Source organism: Williamsia maris (genome assembly GCF_024171815.1).
Taxonomy (GTDB): domain Bacteria; phylum Actinomycetota; class Actinomycetes; order Mycobacteriales; family Mycobacteriaceae; genus Williamsia_A; species Williamsia_A maris.
This window is the reverse complement of record NZ_JAMTCJ010000004.1, coordinates 33,742-51,254: the sequence shown is the minus strand read 5'-3', so window position 1 is coordinate 51,254 and position 17,513 is coordinate 33,742. Positions and strand designations below refer to the sequence as shown.

Sequence of the window (17,513 nt, the reverse complement as noted above, 5' to 3'; positions counted from 1 at the left end):
TCCTCATACTGCCTCCTAAACCGGTGGCGTCCGACGTTGACGACGCCTTAACGTCGGCAGGATGACGACCGAACTCCGAACACATCAGGCCCGGTCACGCGTTCCGGCCGACGAGGAACCGACCCTCACGTGGATCCGAGCCGTGGTGCTCGGCTTCAACGAACCGGAGTACAGCGACGAGGGCATCGCACGGTGGCTCGCCGCGTTCGTCGACCAGGACGCTCGGATGCGTGGCGTCCACGACCCACGGACCGGGGGCCTGCGCGACGACCGGGTGCCGGTGGCGACGCTGGGGAGCTGGGACACGACCGTCAACGTCGGCGGAACCCTGTTGCCCGCGAACGCGATCAGCGACGTCACCACCCGCACCTCGCATCGCAGGCGGGGACTGCTCCGTCAGCTGATGACCACCGACTTGACCGAGGCAGCTCAGCGCGGGATGCCGCTGGCCGCGCTGACGGTCAGCGAGTCGGGTATCTATCGACGGTTCGGATTCGGTCCCGCGGTACAGGCCAACCAGATCCGCGTGCGGACCGACGCGTCGTTCCGGGTCACGACTCCACCGACCGGACGCGTCGAGATGGTCGATCGCGACGTCTATCTGGATCGGGTACGTGCACTGTTCGACGACTACCACCAGCGCACACCCGGGTCGGTCGACCGGGGCCCGGCCGCAGACGACGTGCTCGCCGGCCTGGACCAGGTGACCGGAAAGCCGCTGCCGGGCTTCAGGTACGCCCTGCATGTCGACGACGACAACCGGTGCGATGGCGCGGTCGCCTACAAGCTCCTCGAGGAGGACGGCACCGCCGAGATCCGTGACTTCGTTGCACCGAACCCCGCTGTAGGCGTGGCGCTGTGGGACTTCCTCGGCCACTCCGACCTCATCCGGACCATCACGCAGCGCCGTGCGCGTGTGGATGACCCGCTCCGCTACGCGCTCGCCGAACCCGACGTCTACACAGTCGAGAACCGCCGCGACTTCCTGTGGCTGCGGGTACTCGATGTTGCAGCGGTCCTGACCGCCCGGGGCTACCTGACCGACGGCGAGATCACGTTGAGCGTGCACGACGAGCAGGATTTCGCAGCGGGCACCTATCGGCTCGCCGCGACCGGCGGCACGGGCGTGGTCGAGCGGATCGACGATCACTCCGACGACAACGCCGATGTCGCACTGGATGTCGCCGCGTTGGGATCGGCACTGATCGGTGGTGTCGGTGTGCGGACCCTCGCGGCGGCCGGGTACATCCGCGGAGACCGCGTCGAGGACTTCGCCCGCCTGATGGTGTGCACCGGCTCCCCCGCGTCGATCACGCCTTTCTGAGTCGAGGTCGCTCGAGTATCGGGTTCACCGACCTGGACGTACGGTTGGCGAAAGAAAATCGGCGGTCGGGACGGGAGCGTGGTTGCGGTGGTGGCCAAGGTGATGGCTGTGGTGTTCGCGGTGGCTCTGATCTCGACCGGTGTCGCGACGACGGCTACAGCTGCGCCGGCTCCTCGTGCCGAGGGCGCACTGAACGCCGGCCTGAGCGGGCCCGGACCGTACGCGGTGTCGGCGACCGCGCAGGTCACGCGATGTGTGGGGCCGGAGGCGGATGCGCAGAACGCCGACGCGCGCAGGCAGGGTGCGTTCACGCCGCTGCAGTGCACGTCGGCGGCACCGATCGGACGCGGCCCCGACACCGGGGTCGACTTCTACTACCCGACCGCGACCGGTCAGCGACCCCTGGTGGTGTTCGTTCCCGGCAGCCGTGCGAATCCGGGGTACTTCGCACCGCTCGCGCGGCACTGGGCCAGTTACGGATTCGTGGTCGCGATCTCGTACAAGGGCACCGAGCTAGCGCCGGAGAGCGGATTCCTGGGCCTCCGGCGGGCGGTCGCCGTGAACGGTGATCGCACCTCGCCCCTTTTCGGACGGATGGACCTCAGAAGGGTTGTGCTGGCTGGGCATTCATCCGGTGCGACCAAGGCCATCGAGGTGGCCGGGATCGCGAATGCGACGAACGGGGTGCCGGTACCACCGGCATTCGACGTCCCGGCCGCGGTCCGGCTCGTCGGCGTGCTGGCCCTGGCGCCGGACGTGTACACCGTCCCCACCCCGGTGCGTACGCCCACACTGATCGCCACCGGCACCGCTGATCGGGCGTCGAACCCCGGACGGATCGAGCCGATCGTCTACGGCCCGATCACCGGGGCTCCGGCGTGGTTCGTCGTCGCCCGGGGTGCGCCGCACCTCGGTGTGGTCAACCCGCTGACCACCTATCCGTTGACCGGTGTCGCGGTGCAGTTCCTACGGTTCGTCACCGGCGACCCGGCCGCCTGCCGCAGCTTCGTCGGCCCGTCGTGGACCCTGCCCGGCGACGGTGCGTTCGCCCGGGTCGTCCGCAATGCGACGGCCCGGGCGAGCAGCTGCCCCGCCTGATCGCGACTACGCGAAGCCGACGATCGGTCGTGGCCGGTAGTGCTTCTCGAGAGTCTGCAGCTCGTCGTCGGTGAGTGTCACAGATGTCGCGGCGACCGCGTCGTCGATGTGACCGACCTTGCTCGCACCGATGATCGGCGCGGTGACGATCGGCTTGTTCAGCACCCAGGACAGCGCGATCTGTGCGCGCGGGACGCCGTGTGACTCGGCGATCTCGGTGACGGCCTCGACGGTGCGACGGTCATCGTCGTTGTACAGGGTGGCCCCGAACTTGTCGGTGTCGCTGCGCTTGGTGGTCGTGTCCCAGTCGCGGGTCAGACGACCGCGCGCCAGCGGACTCCACGGGATGACCCCGACGCCCTGATCAGCGCACAGGGGATGCATTTCACGCTCCTCCTCGCGGTACAGGAGGTTGTAGTGGTCTTGCATCGAGACGAACTTCGTCCAGCCGTTGGCCTCGGCGGTGTATTGCGCCTTGGAGAACTGCCACGCGTACATCGACGAGGCCCCGATGTAGCGGACCTTTCCGGCCTTGACCACGTCGTGCAGTGCCTCCATCGTCTCCGCGATCGGGGTCGTGTAGTCCCAGCGGTGGGTTTGGTACAGGTCGATGTAGTCGGTGCCGAGGCGCTGCAGGCTGGCATCGACCTCGGCCATGATCGCCTTGCGCGACAGACCGACCTCGTACGGCGACGGGCGGCCGTTGTGGAACACCTTGGTGGCGATGACGACGTCGTCGCGGCTGACGAAACTCTTCAGCGCCCGACCGACGATCTCCTCGCTCGACCCGGCGGAGTACGAGTTGGCGGTGTCGAAGAAGTTGATGCCCGCATCGATCGCATGCTTGATGATCGGCCGCGAGTCGTCCTCGGTGAGCGTCCACTCGTGCGCTCCACGGTCGGGCTGACCGAACGTCATACAGCCCAGGCAGATCTGCGACACACGCAGTCCGCTCGACCCCAAATTCACGTAGTCCATGGTCTCGATTCCTTTCAGGGTGTCCAACCGAGGGCCGGCCCGAGGTGGGTGGCCATGTCGGAGATGATCTGGATGTAGTCGTCCGGTTCGAACGAGAACGGCAGCGCGAAGGCGACTTCCGAGGCGCGTTGAAAGCCCGCGTGGGCGTAGAGCTTCTCGGCGAGCTCGTCGGACGGCCCGACGAGGTCGGGCGCGAAGAGCATCTTGCGCGGGCCCTGCGGGGTGAGCGTCCGCTCGAAACGGGACTCGGCGTAATCCTGGTAGCGCCGGACCTGATCGGGTGTCGCGGTGTCGGTGGGGATCACGACCAATCCCTGCGAGACGCGTGCTCGGGACGGATCCGGATGATTGGCGAGGTAGGCATCGATCTGCTCGCCCTGGATGGTCGCGAAGTCGACGGAGTCGCTTCCCTCGGTGGTGACCACCGACGACGTCAGGTAGTTCAGCTGCTGTTGTCCGGCCCAGATCGCCGAACTCAGACCACCCCCGTACCAGACCCGGTCGACCAGGCCGGGTGAGTGCGGTTGCACCCGACGCGAGAAGTTCTCGATGCCGACCGTTCCCTCGAACGGACTGACCGGATCGCCGCGCAGGCAGCTCAGCAACCGCACGACGCGCTCCTTCGAGAAGTCCTCGACGTCGTGGGTGTCGGGATAGAGCGCCGTCTTATAGTCGTCGTAACGCATCGGTGTGCCCACCGAGACGCCGGGATTGACGCGACCGTCGGACAGGAGGTCCACGGTTGCGAGGTCCTCGGCCAAGCGGAAGGGGTTCTCCAACCCCAGCGGGATGACCGCGGTCCCCAGCTCGATCCGACTGGTCTTCATGGCCGCGGCGGCCATCACCGCCACCGGAGACGAGATCCCGAACTGTAGATGACGGTCGCGCAACCACACGCTGTCGAAGCCGAGGTCCTCGGCCCGCTGGATCACCTCGATCGTCTCGAGATGCCCGGCACGCGGTGACGCCTCGTCGAACCGTCCGATGGTCAGGAAGCCCAGCTTGGTCAGCGGCTCACCCCTACGCGGCATGGCTGTTCCTCTCGATGATGATCACGCGGTCACTCCGCACGCGAGAACTCGGACGCGCGGGCGATCTGATCCGGGGTGATCGACGCACCGGTGTAGCGCTCGAACTGACGAGCGGCCTGCAGAGCGATGACGTCGGCACCGGTGATCACCGGTTTACGTGCGGCGCGCGCCTCGAGGATGAGCGGCGTCTCCGCCGGGAACGCGACGACGTCGAACACGACATCGGCGGCTCGGACCTGATCTGCGGAGAACGCGAGTTCGTCGGCATCGGGGCCGCTCATGCCCACAGGCGTGACGTTGACGATGACCCCGGGACCGGGAGCCGGTTCTTCCGAGGACCACCGGTACCCGTATTTCTCGGCCAGGGCCGAACCGGCGGCCTCGTTGCGGGCCAGTACGGCGAGGTCGTCGAAGCCGGCGTGGCGGAACGCCGCGACGACGGCTTTGGCCATCCCGCCCGATCCGCGGACGAGGACGGGCAGCGCGGTGTCCAGCTCGTGGTCGTCGATGAGTGTCGCCACCGCCTCGAAGTCGGTGTTCGACGCTGTGAGCCGTCCGCCGTCGTTGACGATGGTGTTCACCGACTCGATCGCCGCCGCCGAGGGTTCGATGTCGTCGACGAGGGCGATCACCGCCTCTTTGAACGGCATCGACACCGAGCAACCGCGAAATCCGAGTGCCCGCACCCCGCGGATGGCGCCCTCGATGTCGTCCGTGGCGAACGCCTTGTAGACGAAATCCAGACCGAGTTCCTCGTACAGGAAGTTGTGGAAACGGGTCCCGATGTTCGAGGGCCTGCCCGACAGCGAGATGCACACGGTCGTGTCCTTGTTCAGAATCGGCATACGGGCCATCTTTCCTGTGTCGGATCCTTCACGTGCCGTCGAGTCGCTCGAATCGATCACAAAAGTCGCCGAGCCGTTTGACGGATGCTGCGTTCAGCGGAAGCATCGGTCGATGCGTCCGTACGTTCGGACGACTCCATCTGTCCCCGACGCGACCCGAGAAGATGACCTCACCGTTGCCCGAACCCGTTCCGACCAGCGCCGACGCAGACACCAGTGCGATCGAGGTGGCCCACGGCGCACTCGCCGAGCCGGCCCGGCTGCCGCACGTGTCACCGGTGGCCGAGGTCCGGCGCGTGGGTGCGACCGCCTTCCAGATCGCGCGTGGGGTCACCGAGTTCGCGGTCGGCTACCGTCCGTCGCAGTCGGCGGCGCCGCGCGCGGCCCGCGAGGTCCGCGACGTGTTCGAGCGCCTCGGTCCGACCTATGTGAAGCTCGGGCAGCTCATCGCGTCCAGCCCCGGTGTGTTCACCCCGACCCTCTCGCGTGAGTTCGAGACCCTTCTCGACCGGGTGGCCCCCGCCTCACCGGAGGTCATCGAGGCCGTCCTCACCGATGCGCTCGGCGCATCGCCGTCGGAGGTCTTCGCCGACTTCGACCCGGCGCCGATCGCGTCCGCCTCCATCGCGCAGGTGCACACCGCGACGCTGCACACCGGCGAGCGGGTCGTGGTCAAGGTGCAGCGCCCCGGGATCACGACACGGCTGGCCGCGGATGTCGCCATCCTCGAGCGGGTCGCCCAGCTCGTCGAGCTCTCGCCGTACGGCCGCATGCTCAGTGCGTCGGATGTGGTCGACGACTTCGCCACCGGTCTGGCCGCGGAGGTCGATTTCCGCAACGAGGCGCGGGCCATGGACGATTTCGTCGCCGGGCTGGCGGGCACGCCGCTGGCCGAGCGGGTCCGTGTACCGAAGGTGCATCACGAGTTCACCACCCGCGAGGTGCTCACGATGGAGTACGTCGACGCCCTGCGCATCGACGACGCCCGCGCCATCCGCGCGGCGGGACACGACGGCACCGACATCGTCCGCACACTGTTGCTGTCGTTCCTCGAGTCCGCTTTCCACGGCGGCACCTTTCACGGCGACCTCCACGCCGGCAACGTTCTCGTCGACGAGAAGGGCCGGTTGGTCCTCATCGATTTCGGCATCGTGGGTCGATTCGACGCGCGTACGCGCCGCATCATGCGTCGTCTCGTCGGAGACCTGTTCCTGCGCAGCGACTACGAGGCAGCCGGTCGCGCCCTGTTCACCCTCGGTGCGGTCCGCAAGCCCGGTGGCACCCGCGAGGGCGCCAAGGACATGCGTCGGTTCACCGCTCCCCTGGCCGGAAAAGACCTCGGCGGGATGTCCTATACCGCGCTCGGTGGTCAGCTGGCCGCGCTGGCGAAGGCGTATGACCTCAAACTCCCGCGGGAGCTCGTGCTCGTCGGCAAGCAACTGCTCTACGTCGAGAAGTACATGAAACTGCTTGCCCCGCAATGGCGTGCGCTCACCGACAAAGAGCTGTTCATGTTCATGAAGAACATGCTCAACGAGGACACCCCCACGCGCTGACCGTCACGGGGTCCGCGTCGCCACGTTCGTGATGTAGGTTCACTCCCGACGTCGGTGTGCTCTGGTCGGAGGTTCGATCGGAGCGCCGTAAGAGGGAATCCGGTGATAGTCCGGAACTGCCCCGCAGCGGTGATCGGGAACGACGCGACAACACGCACTGGCCGTGGGCCGGGAAGCAGTCGCCGGTAGGTGGCATCGACACAGATGCCGTGCCCGAGAGTCCGAAGACCTGCCGCCGTTGGTCGTGTCGACCGACGCGACCGCTCATCGACCTCGTGGGACATGGTCGGTGCGGCGCGTGAGCGACTCATGGCTGCCTGCACCCCTTTTCCGCGTTCGACGGAAAGGTCCCGCGGTGCAGACCCAGCAACGCCGCCTCGCCGTCTTCGTGGTGCTCGCCTTGGTGGCCCTGGTCGGTGCCTCGGTTCTCGGACTGGTCGTCGGCAGTGTGCACATCGCCCCGTCGGCCACGCTGCGCTACCTGTGGGCCGAACTGTCCGGAGGCACCATCACCTGCGCAGACGCCCCGGACTACCGGATCGTCGTCGATTCCCGACTCCCCCGGGTGCTCACGTCGATTTTCGTCGGAGCCGGACTCAGCACGGTCGGCGTGATCGTGCAGGCGGTCGTGCGCAACGCCCTGGCCGACCCCTACATCCTCGGGATCTCCTCGGGCGCGTCGGTCGGCGCCACCGCGGTCGTTCTGTTCGGCGCTCTCGGCGGCTTGGGGCTCTACGCGCTGCCCTCGGCGGCGTTCCTCGGCGCATTGTTGGCCACCGTCATCGTGTTCATGCTGGCCCGGACCTCATCGGGACTCGAACCACTGCGCCTCGTCCTGATGGGTACCGCACTGGGATACGGCTTCTCGGCCATCACGACCGTGCTGGTGTTCCTCGCCCCGGCCGGTGACGCGGCCCGCAGCGTCATGTTCTGGCTGCTCGGGAGCCTTGCCGCGGCCAGTTGGCATTCGGTCTGGCTGGTCGGTGTCGTGTCGGTCGTGGGCGCGGTGCTCGCGGTCGCCGTGGCCCGCCACCTCGACGCGCTGTCGATGGGCGACGACGTGTCGGCGAGCCTCGGCATCGACGCCGGCCGGTTCCGTCTCGGACTGTTCGTGGCGTCGGCGATCATCGTCGGCGTGATCGTGTCGGTGTGCGGGGCAATCGGTTTCGTCGGACTGATCATGCCGCACGTCACCCGGCTGTTGGTCGGCGCCGATCACCGTCGCGTGCTGGTGTTGTGCCCGCTGCTCGGAGCGCTGTTCGTCGTGGTCGCCGACATCATCTCGCGCACACTGGTCCCGCCCTACGAACTGCCCATCGGAGCGATCACCGCAGCCGTCGGCGTGCCGACGTTCATCCTGCTGATGCGCAGGCGGACCCGGACGGTGTCGCCATGAGTCGTTCCGACCACCGATCCGCCGTCGAGTACTCCGATGTCTCGGTGCGCCTGGGCGGTACCCAGATCGTGCACGACCTGACGATGTCGGTGGAGACGGGACGCTTCTTCGGGTTCATCGGACCGAATGGCAGCGGCAAGTCGACGGTGCTGCGATGCCTGTACCGCGCGTTGACGCCGACCAGCGGGGACGTAGCGATCAACGGTCGCCGCGTGGGAGCGAGCTCGTTGCGGGAGAACGCACGTCAGGTCGCCGCGCTGACCCAGTCCTCGACGATGTTCCTCGATTTCACCGTCGCGGAGGTCATCCGCACGGGCCGGCTCCCCCACGTCCGCATGCTGCAGTCGATGTCGGCGGACGACGAAGAGATCTGCGCCCGGGCGGCGGAGGACGCCGGGGCCACCGACCTTCGTGACCGGTTGTTCAGCGAACTGTCCGGCGGTGAGGCGCAGCGCGTCCTCGTGGCCCGGGCGTTCGCGCAACAGACCCCGATCCTGGTACTCGACGAACCGACCAACCACCTCGATGTGAAGCATCAGTACGCCGTGATGCGTGCGGCACGCGACCGCGGCGTCACCGTCATCGCGGCGCTGCATGACCTGAACGTCGCCGCCCAGTTCTGCACCGATCTCGCCATCGTGTTCGACGGTCGAATCGTGCTGCGCGGCACGCCGGCCGAGGTGTTGACCGTCGCCGCCATCCAGAAGTGGTTCGGGATCGGCTGTCACGTCGTCCCCCATCCGCGTACCGCAGTTCCGCAGGTCATCTTCGACGAAGGGCTCAACCCATGAAGACATCCATGCTCGGTGCCGCGGTGTGTGCCGTCGTGGCAACGCTCGTGATCAGCGGCTGTGGAGCTGAGGTGGAGAACGCCGCGACGTCCTCGAGCGCCGGTGCGAAGGTCGAGGTCTCGAATTGCGCGGGGCCGCTGTCGGTGCCGTCGAATCCGAGCCGCGCTCTGACCAACGACACCGGCATCACCGAGATGATGTTCGCGCTCGGCCTACAGGATCGGATGGTGGGCTACACCACCTACGAGGGCAAAGAACGTGATCTGGCGACGTCGCCATGGCGGCAGGAGTTCGAGACCACGCGGTCACTGGGCACCGCGTTCACCCGCGAGGTGATCCAGAATGCCGACCCCGACTTCGTGTTCGCCGGGTGGAACTACGGGTTCAAGGAGTCCACCGGCGTGACACCCGACTGGATCCGCACCATCGGCGCGACGCCGTACCAGCTGACCGAGGCGTGCCGGCAGCCCGGCACCACCAAGCGCGGCATCAAGCGGCCGCTCGACGCGCTCTACGACGACATCGACAACCTGGGGACCATCTTCGACGTCCCGGACCGTGCCGCCGCCCTCGTCAAGAGCTACCGCGACGAGGTGTCCGCCGCGTCGGCGAAGGCACCCGCCGCCGATCGTCGCGCTCGCGTCCTCCTGTTCGACAGCGCCGATCCCGCCCCCTTCACCGCCGGTCGTAATGCCGCACCGGACCAGATCATCGCCGAGGCGGGCGGCACGAACGTGTTCGACGATCTCGACGACTCGTGGACGTCGGTCTCGTGGGAGGCCGCCGCGCAGAACGATCCGCAGGTGATCGTCGTGGTCGACTACGGCGCCGGCCCGGCCAACACCGTCCAGGCCAAGATCAATCAGCTCCGGGCGCAGCCACTGATGGCCGGCACCACCGCGGTCCGCGATGGCAACTTCATCTCGTTCCCGTACGCCGCACTGGTCGAGAGTCCGCGCAACCCCGCCACCATCACCGCGCTGGCGAGTTACCTCCGCGGCAAGGGGTACTGACCTACGCTCCGCGGAGCGCGGGTCACGCTGCGACAGTTTCAGCATGCCGTGCCCGGCAACGACCGAAATCCGCGGCACGCCGCGGGGGCGTCGAGCAATCGGTGGCCGGTGTGACATCTTGGCGGCATGACCCTGCGGGACTACGCGCGTGATGAACTGACGTGGCGGATCCCGTTGTCCGGTGCGACCGAACACCCATATCTGCCACTGGCGTGGTTGGCGGCCGTCACTGCAGTCGGCCACGACTTACGGTTCCGCCGGTACGGTCGCCGCTGCCGTCTCGACGACGCAAGCGTCGCTTGGGATCTGACGCTTGTCGTTCACGGCGACAGCGACTTCGTCAACATCGGCATGAGTCCGACCACGACCTGCGCGGATGGTTTCGGCGGCTTCTCGGTTGGCCGCGGATACATACTGACGGCGACCGCCGCTCAGGCAACTTTGTGGGTCGCCGAAGCGGTGCAAGATGACCTGGCGGGGTACGAGTTCGTGCAGTGGCCGTCGAACGGAGGCCGGCTGTTCGCTCCTGAGGTGCGCGACGAGCGCGCCGTGTGGGTGCACCCGGATGACAGCACGACGATTCCGATTGGCGGCCTCACGGCTGCTGAATGACTGGCCACCCTGCGTAGATCAGGTCTCGGGCGTGTTGCCGCTCTGACCGAGCAGGTAGAGGCGTTTCACCGCGACAAGGATTGCGTCGGCGATGACATCGCGGGTCTGTGGTTCGGCCAGGGCGGCGGCGTCGGCGGGGTTGGTGATGTAGCCGACATCGATCTCCACGGTCGGCATCTGCGCAAGTCGCAGTATGTCCCATGTCCGCTGGTGGGTGTGGCAGTCTTTCAGGCCTGTCCGGGCAACGACTTCTTGTTGAACCAATCCGGCCAGCACTCGACCGATGGTCGAAGCGGAGCCGTGCGCGTCACCGAAGTAGAAAGTCGCGATCCCGTTCGCGTTGGTGTTCCTGTAGCGGCCACATCTCAGGGCGATGAACAGGTCGGGGCCGTAGCTGTTGACGACGCCTGCGCGAACGGCGTCATCGGGGTTGTCGGCGGCGTCGCGGGTCAGGATGATCTCGATACCCGCCGCGGCCATACGGCCCTCGACGAGACGCGCGAGTTCCAGAAGCACACGGGTCTCGAGATCCGCAGTGGCTGCGTCGACGTATTCATCGGCGACGCCGAAACCGGGGTCGATGACGACGCGCTTGGCGATCGCCCGCGATCCGAACCATCTGTGGCCATCGTCAGAGTGAGCGGCGTATTGGGAGCCGCCCGTCACCGGGGTACCGAGATGCTGCAGAGGGCGCAACGTATTCGGACCACATATGCCGTCCTGGGACAACCCGTACTCGCACTGAAACGAGCAGAGGGCGTTATGGGTGACCTCACCGAAGTGGCCCTCCACCAGACCGTTGTAAAAGCCGAGACCAGCCAGTCTGGACTGCAGCTCGGCCACATCTTCGCCCTGCATGGGGGCAGACATCCGGTAGGCCAGGATGCGTTCACCCAGGCGATACCGGTCCATCAGCGGGCCCCTCTTGTCACTGCATCCACGCCAGACGCGCGAGTATTGCCACCGTAGTGTGAATTGGTCTGCCGAAAGCGTCGACCGGCTCCACTGCCGACATGGACCGTGCTGATCGCGCTCCGCGGAGCGCGATCGAGAAGATCGCCGATGTGGCTACTTGCCGAACCCCGCGTTGCGCAAGGCGTCGGCCATCGAGCCGGTGGGCGCGGGCGTCGCGCGGCGGTCGTTGCTCTTCCCCTGCGCCGGCTTACCGCGGCCGGCGTCACCGGCGCGCTGCGGCGGTCGGCCACCCTGCCTGCGTTCCTGTTTCGGCGCTCCCGGCTTCTTCGTGCCCGGCCCGACCTCGTCGTCGAGTCGCAGGGTCAGCCCGATGCGTTGGCGATCGGTGTCCACCTCGAGCACCTTGACCTTCACCACCTGGCCGGACCGCACCACCTCGTGCGGGTCGGAGACGTACTTGTCCGACATCGCCGAGACGTGGACCAGACCGTCCTGGTGCACACCGACGTCGATGAACGCGCCGAACGCCGCCACGTTCGTGACGACTCCCTCGAGGACCATGCCGGGCGTGAGGTCGGCGACCTTCTCGACTCCGGCGGCGAACGTGGCGGTGGTGAACGCAGGACGCGGATCACGTCCGGGCTTCTCGAGTTCGGCGAGGATGTCGGTCACGGTCGGCACACCGAAGCGGTCGTCGGCGAAGTCGACGGGACGCAGCGTGCGCAGTGATCGCGTGTCCCCGATGAGTTCGGCGAGTGTCACGCCGGAGCGGTCGAGGATCTTCCGCACCACCGGGTAGGCCTCGGGATGGACCCCCGACGCGTCGAGCGGATCGGTGCCGTCGGTGATCCGCAGGAACCCGGCGCACTGCTCGAACGCCTTGGGCCCCAGCCGCGGTACGTCGAGCAGGGCCTTGCGAGTCTGGAACCGGCCGGCCGCGTCCCGATGGGCGACGATGGATTCCGCAAGCGTCGTCGACACCCCCGACACCCGGGCGAGCAGCGGCACCGACGCGGTGTTCAGGTCGACACCCACCGCGTTGACCGCGTCCTCGACCACCGCGTCCAGGCTGCGCGCGAGCGTGCCGGGGTTGACGTCGTGCTGGTACTGGCCGACGCCGATCGACTTCGGTTCGATCTTCACCAGTTCGGCCAGCGGATCCTGGAGTCGGCGCGCGATCGACACCGCTCCGCGGAGCGTCACGTCGAGCTGTGGGAGTTCGTAGCTGGCGTACTCCGACGCCGAGTACACCGATGCGCCGGCCTCGCTGACCATCGCCTTGGCGGGCGCGGTGCTCCCCGACGAGCGGATCTCCGCGAGCAGTTCGGTTGCCAGTGCGTCGGTCTCGCGGGACGCGGTGCCGTTGCCGATCGCGATGAGGTCGACGCCGTGGCGTGCGACCAGCGCCGCGAGCGTCGCCTTGGCTGTGTCCCACTGCTTCTGAGGCTGATGCGGATAGATCGCACAGGTGTCGAGGACCTTGCCGGTCCCGTCGACGACGGCCACCTTCACACCCGTGCGGAAGCCGGGATCGAGGCCCAACGTGGTGCGTGCGCCGGCCGGTGCGGCGAGCAGCAGGTCGTTCAGGTTCTGGGCGAAGACCGCGACCGCGTCGTCCTCGGCCTGCTTGCGCAGACGCAGGCGTGCGTCGGTCTCGGCGGTCAGGTGGAGCTTGACCTTCCACGCCCAGCGCACGCACGTCGCCAGCCATGCCGTTGCGGGTCCGGGGTGCGACAGATCGATTCCCAACGACGCCGCGGCCAACGCCTGGTAGGCCTCGTCCTCGCCGCCGTCGAACGTCAGCGACAGGACGTCCTCCTTCTCACCACGCAGGGCGGCGAGCACTCGGTGCGACGGCATCTTGTGCAGCGGTTCGGAGTAGTCGAAGTAGTCACGGAACTTCTGTCCGGCAGGGGTGTTCGCGACCCCCTCGGATTTCGGAGCGGTGCGCAGTGCTCCCTCGCCCCAGAACTTCTCGCGAGTGGCGCCGACGAGGTCGGCGTCCTCGGCCGCACGCTCGATCAGGATGAACCGAGCGCCGTCGAGTGCCGCAGCCGCATCCTCGAAGCCCCCGGTGACGAACTCGACCGCGACCGCGTCGGGCACCAGCGAGGGATCGGACAGCAACCGGTCGGCCAGTGGTTCGAGTCCGGCTTCGCGAGCGATCTGCGCCTTGGTGCGCCGCTTGGTCTTGAACGGGAGGTAGATGTCCTCGACGCGTGACTTCGTCTCGGCTGCCTCGAGCGCGATCCGCAGCTCATCGGTCAGCTTGCCCTGCTCTTCGATCGACTTGAGTACCGCAGTGCGTCGCTCGTCGAGTTCGCGGAGGTAGCGAAGTCGTTCGTCGAGGGTGCGGAGCTGTGCGTCGTCGAGGCTGCCGGTCACTTCCTTGCGGTAGCGGGCGATGAACGGGACGGTCGAGCCCTCGTCGAGCAGCCGCACAGCCGCCGCGACCTGGTTCTCTCCCACCGCCAATTCCTCGGCGATACGGGCGTTCACGGACTTGCGCACAGCACTCGAATTCACCTGACGCACCCTACAGATCGCCACCGTCGGTCGGCCGCGCCCGCGGCGGCGCGTCTGTGTCGTGCCCCACCTCGGCACGATGTGGTGTCCGTTTTGTGGATGATGGTGGGGAAAGCGGCGATGGGCCGTCAGAACACCAGGAGGTCGGCGGCCTTGAGCACCGCGGCAGTGACAGCGGCAGACGAGCACGGGTTCAGCGGACTGACCGGCATCGCCGCGGATGTGCTCGAGAGCATGGGCGACGCGGGCATCGGACTGTTGATCTTCGTCGAGACGATCTTTCCTCCGATCCCCAGCGAGGTGGTGTTGCCGTTCGCGGGGTACCTCAGCCGCAGCGGCGACCTGTCGTTCGTCGGACTGTTGCTGTGGAGCACCGCGGGCGCCTGGATCGGGGCGTTGGTGCTGTATCTACTCGGACGGCTGGTCGGGCTCGACCGTACGGTGAACGCCGCCGTCTGGACCCGCATCGTGAGCCGCCGCGACGCCGAGCGTGGCGCGCACTGGTTCAGACGGTTCGGCACGTGGTCGGTGTTCCTCGGTCGGATGATCCCCGGGGTGCGGTCGATCATCTCGCTCCCCGCCGGCGCCGGAGCGATGAACCTCGCCGTGTTCAGCGCGCTGACGATCGCCGGGTCGGCCATCTGGAACGGGCTGCTGCTCGGTGTCGGTGCCGCGCTGGGCACTCAGCACGAACGCTTCCACGACTACCTCGGATACTTCGACTACGTCGTCTACACGATTCTCGCGGTGGCAGTGGTGACGTTGATCGTCCGGCGACGACGCCATGTACGCGAGGACGACGCAGCCCAGGTCGACGAGCAGGTATACCGGTAGGGTGCCCGAACTTCCCGAGGTCGAGAACGCGCGACAAGTCGTCGAAAAAGCGTTAGACCGCACCATCACCGAGATCGACGACAACGACGAGTACGAATGCCGCCCGCATCGGCCCGGCGAGATCGCCGACGCTCTCGTCGGTGGCCGACTCACTGCGGCGAACCGGCGCGGCAAGGCGATGTGGTGTGAGACCGAGACCGCCGACGGCTCGCCCGGTCCCACCCTCGGCATCCATCTCGGCATGGGTGGCCGCATCATCGTCACCGCCCCGGACGGCGACGAGTCGTCACGCTATGGCGGTGGTGACCCACATGTCGGCGAGCGCGACACCGACAAGCCGGAGTGGACGCGGTTCTCGATGACCTTCGACGACGGCGGCCAGCTGCGACTGTTCGACAAGCGCCGGCTCGGCCGCGTCCGGTTGGAACCCGACATCGACGCCCTGGGCACTGACGCCGCCGAGATGGACCGCGACGAGTTCCGCACGATGATCGCCGCCAGCGCCGCGCCACTGAAGGCCCGGTTGCTCGACCAGAACGCGATCGCCGGCATCGGCAACCTGCTGGCCGACGAGGTGCTGTGGCAGTCGGCCATCTCACCGTCACGACGGGCCAAGACACTCGACGTCGACGAGGCAGACGAGCTACGTCGAGTTCTGCGACGCTGCACGCGGTCGGCCATCCGCAAGGGCGGCGTCCACACCGGCGAGATCATCCCGTTCCGGCACGCCGATGCATCATGCCCGCGGTGCGGTGCGCCGATGAAGCGCGGCACAGTCGGCGGCCGGACCACCTGGTGGTGCTCGAAAGAGCAGTCCTAGCGCGACGACCTCACTTCGCCGACGACGCAGCCGATGTCGAGGCGCTCTTGGAGGTCGAATCAGTCCGCGTCGACGCCGATCCTGCCCCTGCCGTGGACGACGCGGACGACGACGTCGTGTCCGACGTCGTCTGGGACGGCGTTGCCGGAGCCTGCGATGACGTCACCGGAGCCGTCGATGTCGAGGTCGCATCGGAACTCGTCGACGTCGGCACGGTCGAGGACCCCGTGCCGGAGGCAGAAGAGCCGCTCGACGAGGGGGTCGTCGCCGGCGCGATCGGCTTCGTCACGCTGGACGCGGGGACCGTGACCGACGTCGTGACGGTCGGCGAGGTCGCGACGCCCGTGGACGTGGGGCCGGCGGTGGATCCGACGCTCGTGAGAGATCGTGCGGCCGTCGAGTCGGACGCACTCGCAGCGCCCGAGTTCGAGATCTCCTGAACAGCAGCGGCATTGATCGTCGAGGCGTTGTCGGTGCTCGTAGCGGTCTTGTTCGCGGCGGTTGTCTTCGCCGCGTCCAGCTTGGCCTGCGCGTCTGCGAGTGCCTTCTGGATTGCTGCCGCGTCCGACGGGGCGGACTTGGCCCACGAGTAGAAGTCGTGGCTACCGAAGTTGTATTGAAAGCGGACCGGCGCGCCGGTCATGACGGCCTGCGCGTTCAACATGGTGGTCGAGAGCAGCGACCCCATCTCGATGGCCACCCCTGTCGCGATGGCCACACCCGCCGCGGGAATGCCCAGGAGGCCACCCTGTGCGATGAGCGCCAGCACTGTCTTCAGCGGCGGGATGCCGTTCCCGACGGAGATGATGGCAATCTGACCGTTGGCCTTGAGCTCACCGAGTCGCTTGCTGACATCGTTTGCCGCCCAGGTGTTCCCGGGCATGGTCGGGTCGCCCCACATCGCGGTTCCGCCGTTGCTGATCCCGGCGCGATCATTCTGGATGTACGGGATCGCCTGGTATCCGAGCGCGTTGTCGGTCTGGTAGAAGCCGGAGAACGCACGGACCACCGAGAAGACGTCCGGATGGTTCAGCGCCAGGATGATCGCCGGTCCCGCTGACATCGAGACACCGACGATGGCGTTGTTCTGCTTCTGAATCGAGAAGTTCTTGTTCAAGTAGTCAGGCAGCTCGGTGCTCAGGAAGTCATCCCACTGCGGCGCCGGAACCTTCTGACCGTTCTGTATGGGATTGGTCTGCCAGTTCGTCGCCCACTCCCCGGCACCGCCCGCGGGCAGAACCAGGTTGACGCCTGTGCTGTACGCGTCGACCTCACCCACATCAGGGTTCGCCCACGTGTTGTAGTCGTTGTTCGCGCCGAGACCGTCGAGGAAGTAGATGCCGTTCTCGGTACCGCCTGCGGCCTGATCAGACGCACGAACCTCCACAGCGACCTCGCGACCGAGGGAGTTGGAGAAGAACTTGCATGTCTGGATGTTGCGTTGCTGATCGGCAGCGGTGTTCCAGGAACAGTTCTCGCGGAGCTGCGCCGGAGCGACCGCCATCGCCGGTGCCGCCATGCCGAGCGTGACCGCGGCAGCGGTGGCGCCCGACGTCGCCAGGAGAAGCTGCGCTCTGCGCTTCGACGGCGACGACGTGCGTGTCGGTGTTGCATGCTTGGTCTGGGCGCGATGGCGCCCCTGTGAATTCCCCACCGTAAAACCTGCTCCCTGTGAAAATACGTTTTTCACTCCCCGGTGAGTAACATACAGTCAGCGACCCCTCGCCGTCGACTAACGATCAAGAAACCCGCGCGTTCGCACGACACCGCTCCA

General features: G+C 67.2%; 15 protein-coding genes and 1 riboswitch. Of the genes, 9 read left to right on the top strand and 6 right to left on the bottom strand.

Annotated features, from left to right (window positions below):
* The first annotated feature begins 61 nt into the window (after positions 1–61).
* Positions 62–1,324: a GNAT family N-acetyltransferase gene (locus LX13_RS18835; protein ID WP_253662869.1), complete on the top strand. Its 1,263-nt coding sequence runs from the start codon at positions 62–64 to the stop codon at positions 1,322–1,324.
* A gap of 78 nt (positions 1,325–1,402) precedes the next feature.
* Positions 1,403–2,422 (top strand): poly(ethylene terephthalate) hydrolase family protein, encoded by a 1,020-nt coding sequence (locus LX13_RS18830; RefSeq protein ID WP_253662868.1) that lies wholly within the window; start codon positions 1,403–1,405, stop codon positions 2,420–2,422.
* Positions 2,423–2,428: 6 nt separating this feature from the next.
* Here the strand turns inward: LX13_RS18830 and LX13_RS18825 are convergent, their stop codons facing one another.
* The 3 genes from LX13_RS18825 to LX13_RS18815 are packed head-to-tail and all read right to left on the bottom strand — an operon-like array spanning position 2,429 to position 5,276.
* The gene (locus tag LX13_RS18825) at positions 2,429–3,400 is read right to left on the bottom strand and encodes an aldo/keto reductase (RefSeq protein ID WP_253662867.1); all 972 of its coding nucleotides are present in this window, start codon (positions 3,398–3,400) and stop codon (positions 2,429–2,431) included.
* Positions 3,401–3,414: 14 nt separating this feature from the next.
* Positions 3,415–4,431: an LLM class flavin-dependent oxidoreductase gene (locus tag LX13_RS18820; RefSeq protein WP_253662866.1), complete on the bottom strand. Its 1,017-nt coding sequence runs from the start codon at positions 4,429–4,431 to the stop codon at positions 3,415–3,417.
* A gap of 29 nt (positions 4,432–4,460) precedes the next feature.
* Positions 4,461–5,276 (bottom strand): shikimate 5-dehydrogenase, encoded by an 816-nt coding sequence (locus LX13_RS18815; RefSeq protein ID WP_253662865.1) that lies wholly within the window; start codon positions 5,274–5,276, stop codon positions 4,461–4,463.
* Between the two features lie 164 nt (positions 5,277–5,440).
* Between LX13_RS18815 and LX13_RS18810 the strand changes: the two genes are divergently transcribed.
* From LX13_RS18810 to LX13_RS18790, 5 genes are all read left to right on the top strand, one after another.
* The gene (locus LX13_RS18810; RefSeq protein ID WP_253662864.1) at positions 5,441–6,832 is read left to right on the top strand and encodes an ABC1 kinase family protein; all 1,392 of its coding nucleotides are present in this window, start codon (positions 5,441–5,443) and stop codon (positions 6,830–6,832) included.
* Between the two features lie 35 nt (positions 6,833–6,867).
* A riboswitch (cobalamin riboswitch) is annotated at positions 6,868–7,083 on the top strand.
* Positions 7,084–7,145: 62 nt separating this feature from the next.
* Positions 7,146–8,228, top strand: coding sequence for a FecCD family ABC transporter permease (locus LX13_RS18805; RefSeq protein ID WP_372500012.1), 1,083 nt, complete (start codon positions 7,146–7,148; stop codon positions 8,226–8,228).
* The gene (locus LX13_RS18800) at positions 8,225–9,019 is read left to right on the top strand and encodes an ABC transporter ATP-binding protein (protein ID WP_253662862.1); all 795 of its coding nucleotides are present in this window, start codon (positions 8,225–8,227) and stop codon (positions 9,017–9,019) included. Before LX13_RS18805 ends, LX13_RS18800 begins: the two co-directional genes overlap by 4 nt.
* Entirely contained in the window at positions 9,016–10,032 is a 1,017-nt protein-coding gene (locus LX13_RS18795) for an ABC transporter substrate-binding protein (protein ID WP_253662861.1), read from the top strand. Before LX13_RS18800 ends, LX13_RS18795 begins: the two co-directional genes overlap by 4 nt.
* Positions 10,033–10,158: 126 nt before the next feature.
* The gene (locus LX13_RS18790; RefSeq protein ID WP_253662860.1) at positions 10,159–10,644 is read left to right on the top strand and encodes a hypothetical protein; all 486 of its coding nucleotides are present in this window, start codon (positions 10,159–10,161) and stop codon (positions 10,642–10,644) included.
* Positions 10,645–10,662: 18 nt separating this feature from the next.
* Here LX13_RS18790 and LX13_RS18785 read toward each other — a convergent pair whose 3' ends face one another.
* Together LX13_RS18785 and LX13_RS18780 are read right to left on the bottom strand one after the other, a co-directional pair.
* Positions 10,663–11,556 carry an N-acetylmuramoyl-L-alanine amidase gene (locus tag LX13_RS18785; protein WP_253662859.1) on the bottom strand — a complete coding sequence of 298 codons (894 nt, stop codon included), beginning with the start codon at positions 11,554–11,556 and terminating at the stop codon, positions 10,663–10,665.
* A 156-nt stretch (positions 11,557–11,712) separates the two neighbouring features.
* Positions 11,713–14,094 carry a Tex family protein gene (locus LX13_RS18780; protein ID WP_253662858.1) on the bottom strand — a complete coding sequence of 794 codons (2,382 nt, stop codon included), beginning with the start codon at positions 14,092–14,094 and terminating at the stop codon, positions 11,713–11,715.
* 159 nt (positions 14,095–14,253) lie between these two features.
* Here LX13_RS18780 and LX13_RS18775 point away from each other — a divergent pair, with 159 nt between their 5' ends.
* Together LX13_RS18775 and LX13_RS18770 are read left to right on the top strand one after the other, a co-directional pair.
* Positions 14,254–14,919: a DedA family protein gene (locus LX13_RS18775; RefSeq protein ID WP_253662857.1), complete on the top strand. Its 666-nt coding sequence runs from the start codon at positions 14,254–14,256 to the stop codon at positions 14,917–14,919.
* A gap of 1 nt (position 14,920) precedes the next feature.
* On the top strand, positions 14,921–15,739 hold the full coding sequence (locus LX13_RS18770; RefSeq protein WP_253662856.1) for an Fpg/Nei family DNA glycosylase: 819 nt from the start codon (positions 14,921–14,923) through the stop codon (positions 15,737–15,739).
* Between the two features lie 10 nt (positions 15,740–15,749).
* On the opposite strand, the gene LX13_RS18765 is transcribed toward LX13_RS18770, so the two are convergent.
* On the bottom strand, positions 15,750–17,393 hold the full coding sequence (locus tag LX13_RS18765; protein WP_253662855.1) for an alpha/beta hydrolase: 1,644 nt from the start codon (positions 17,391–17,393) through the stop codon (positions 15,750–15,752).
* Positions 17,394–17,513: the final 120 nt, after the last annotated feature.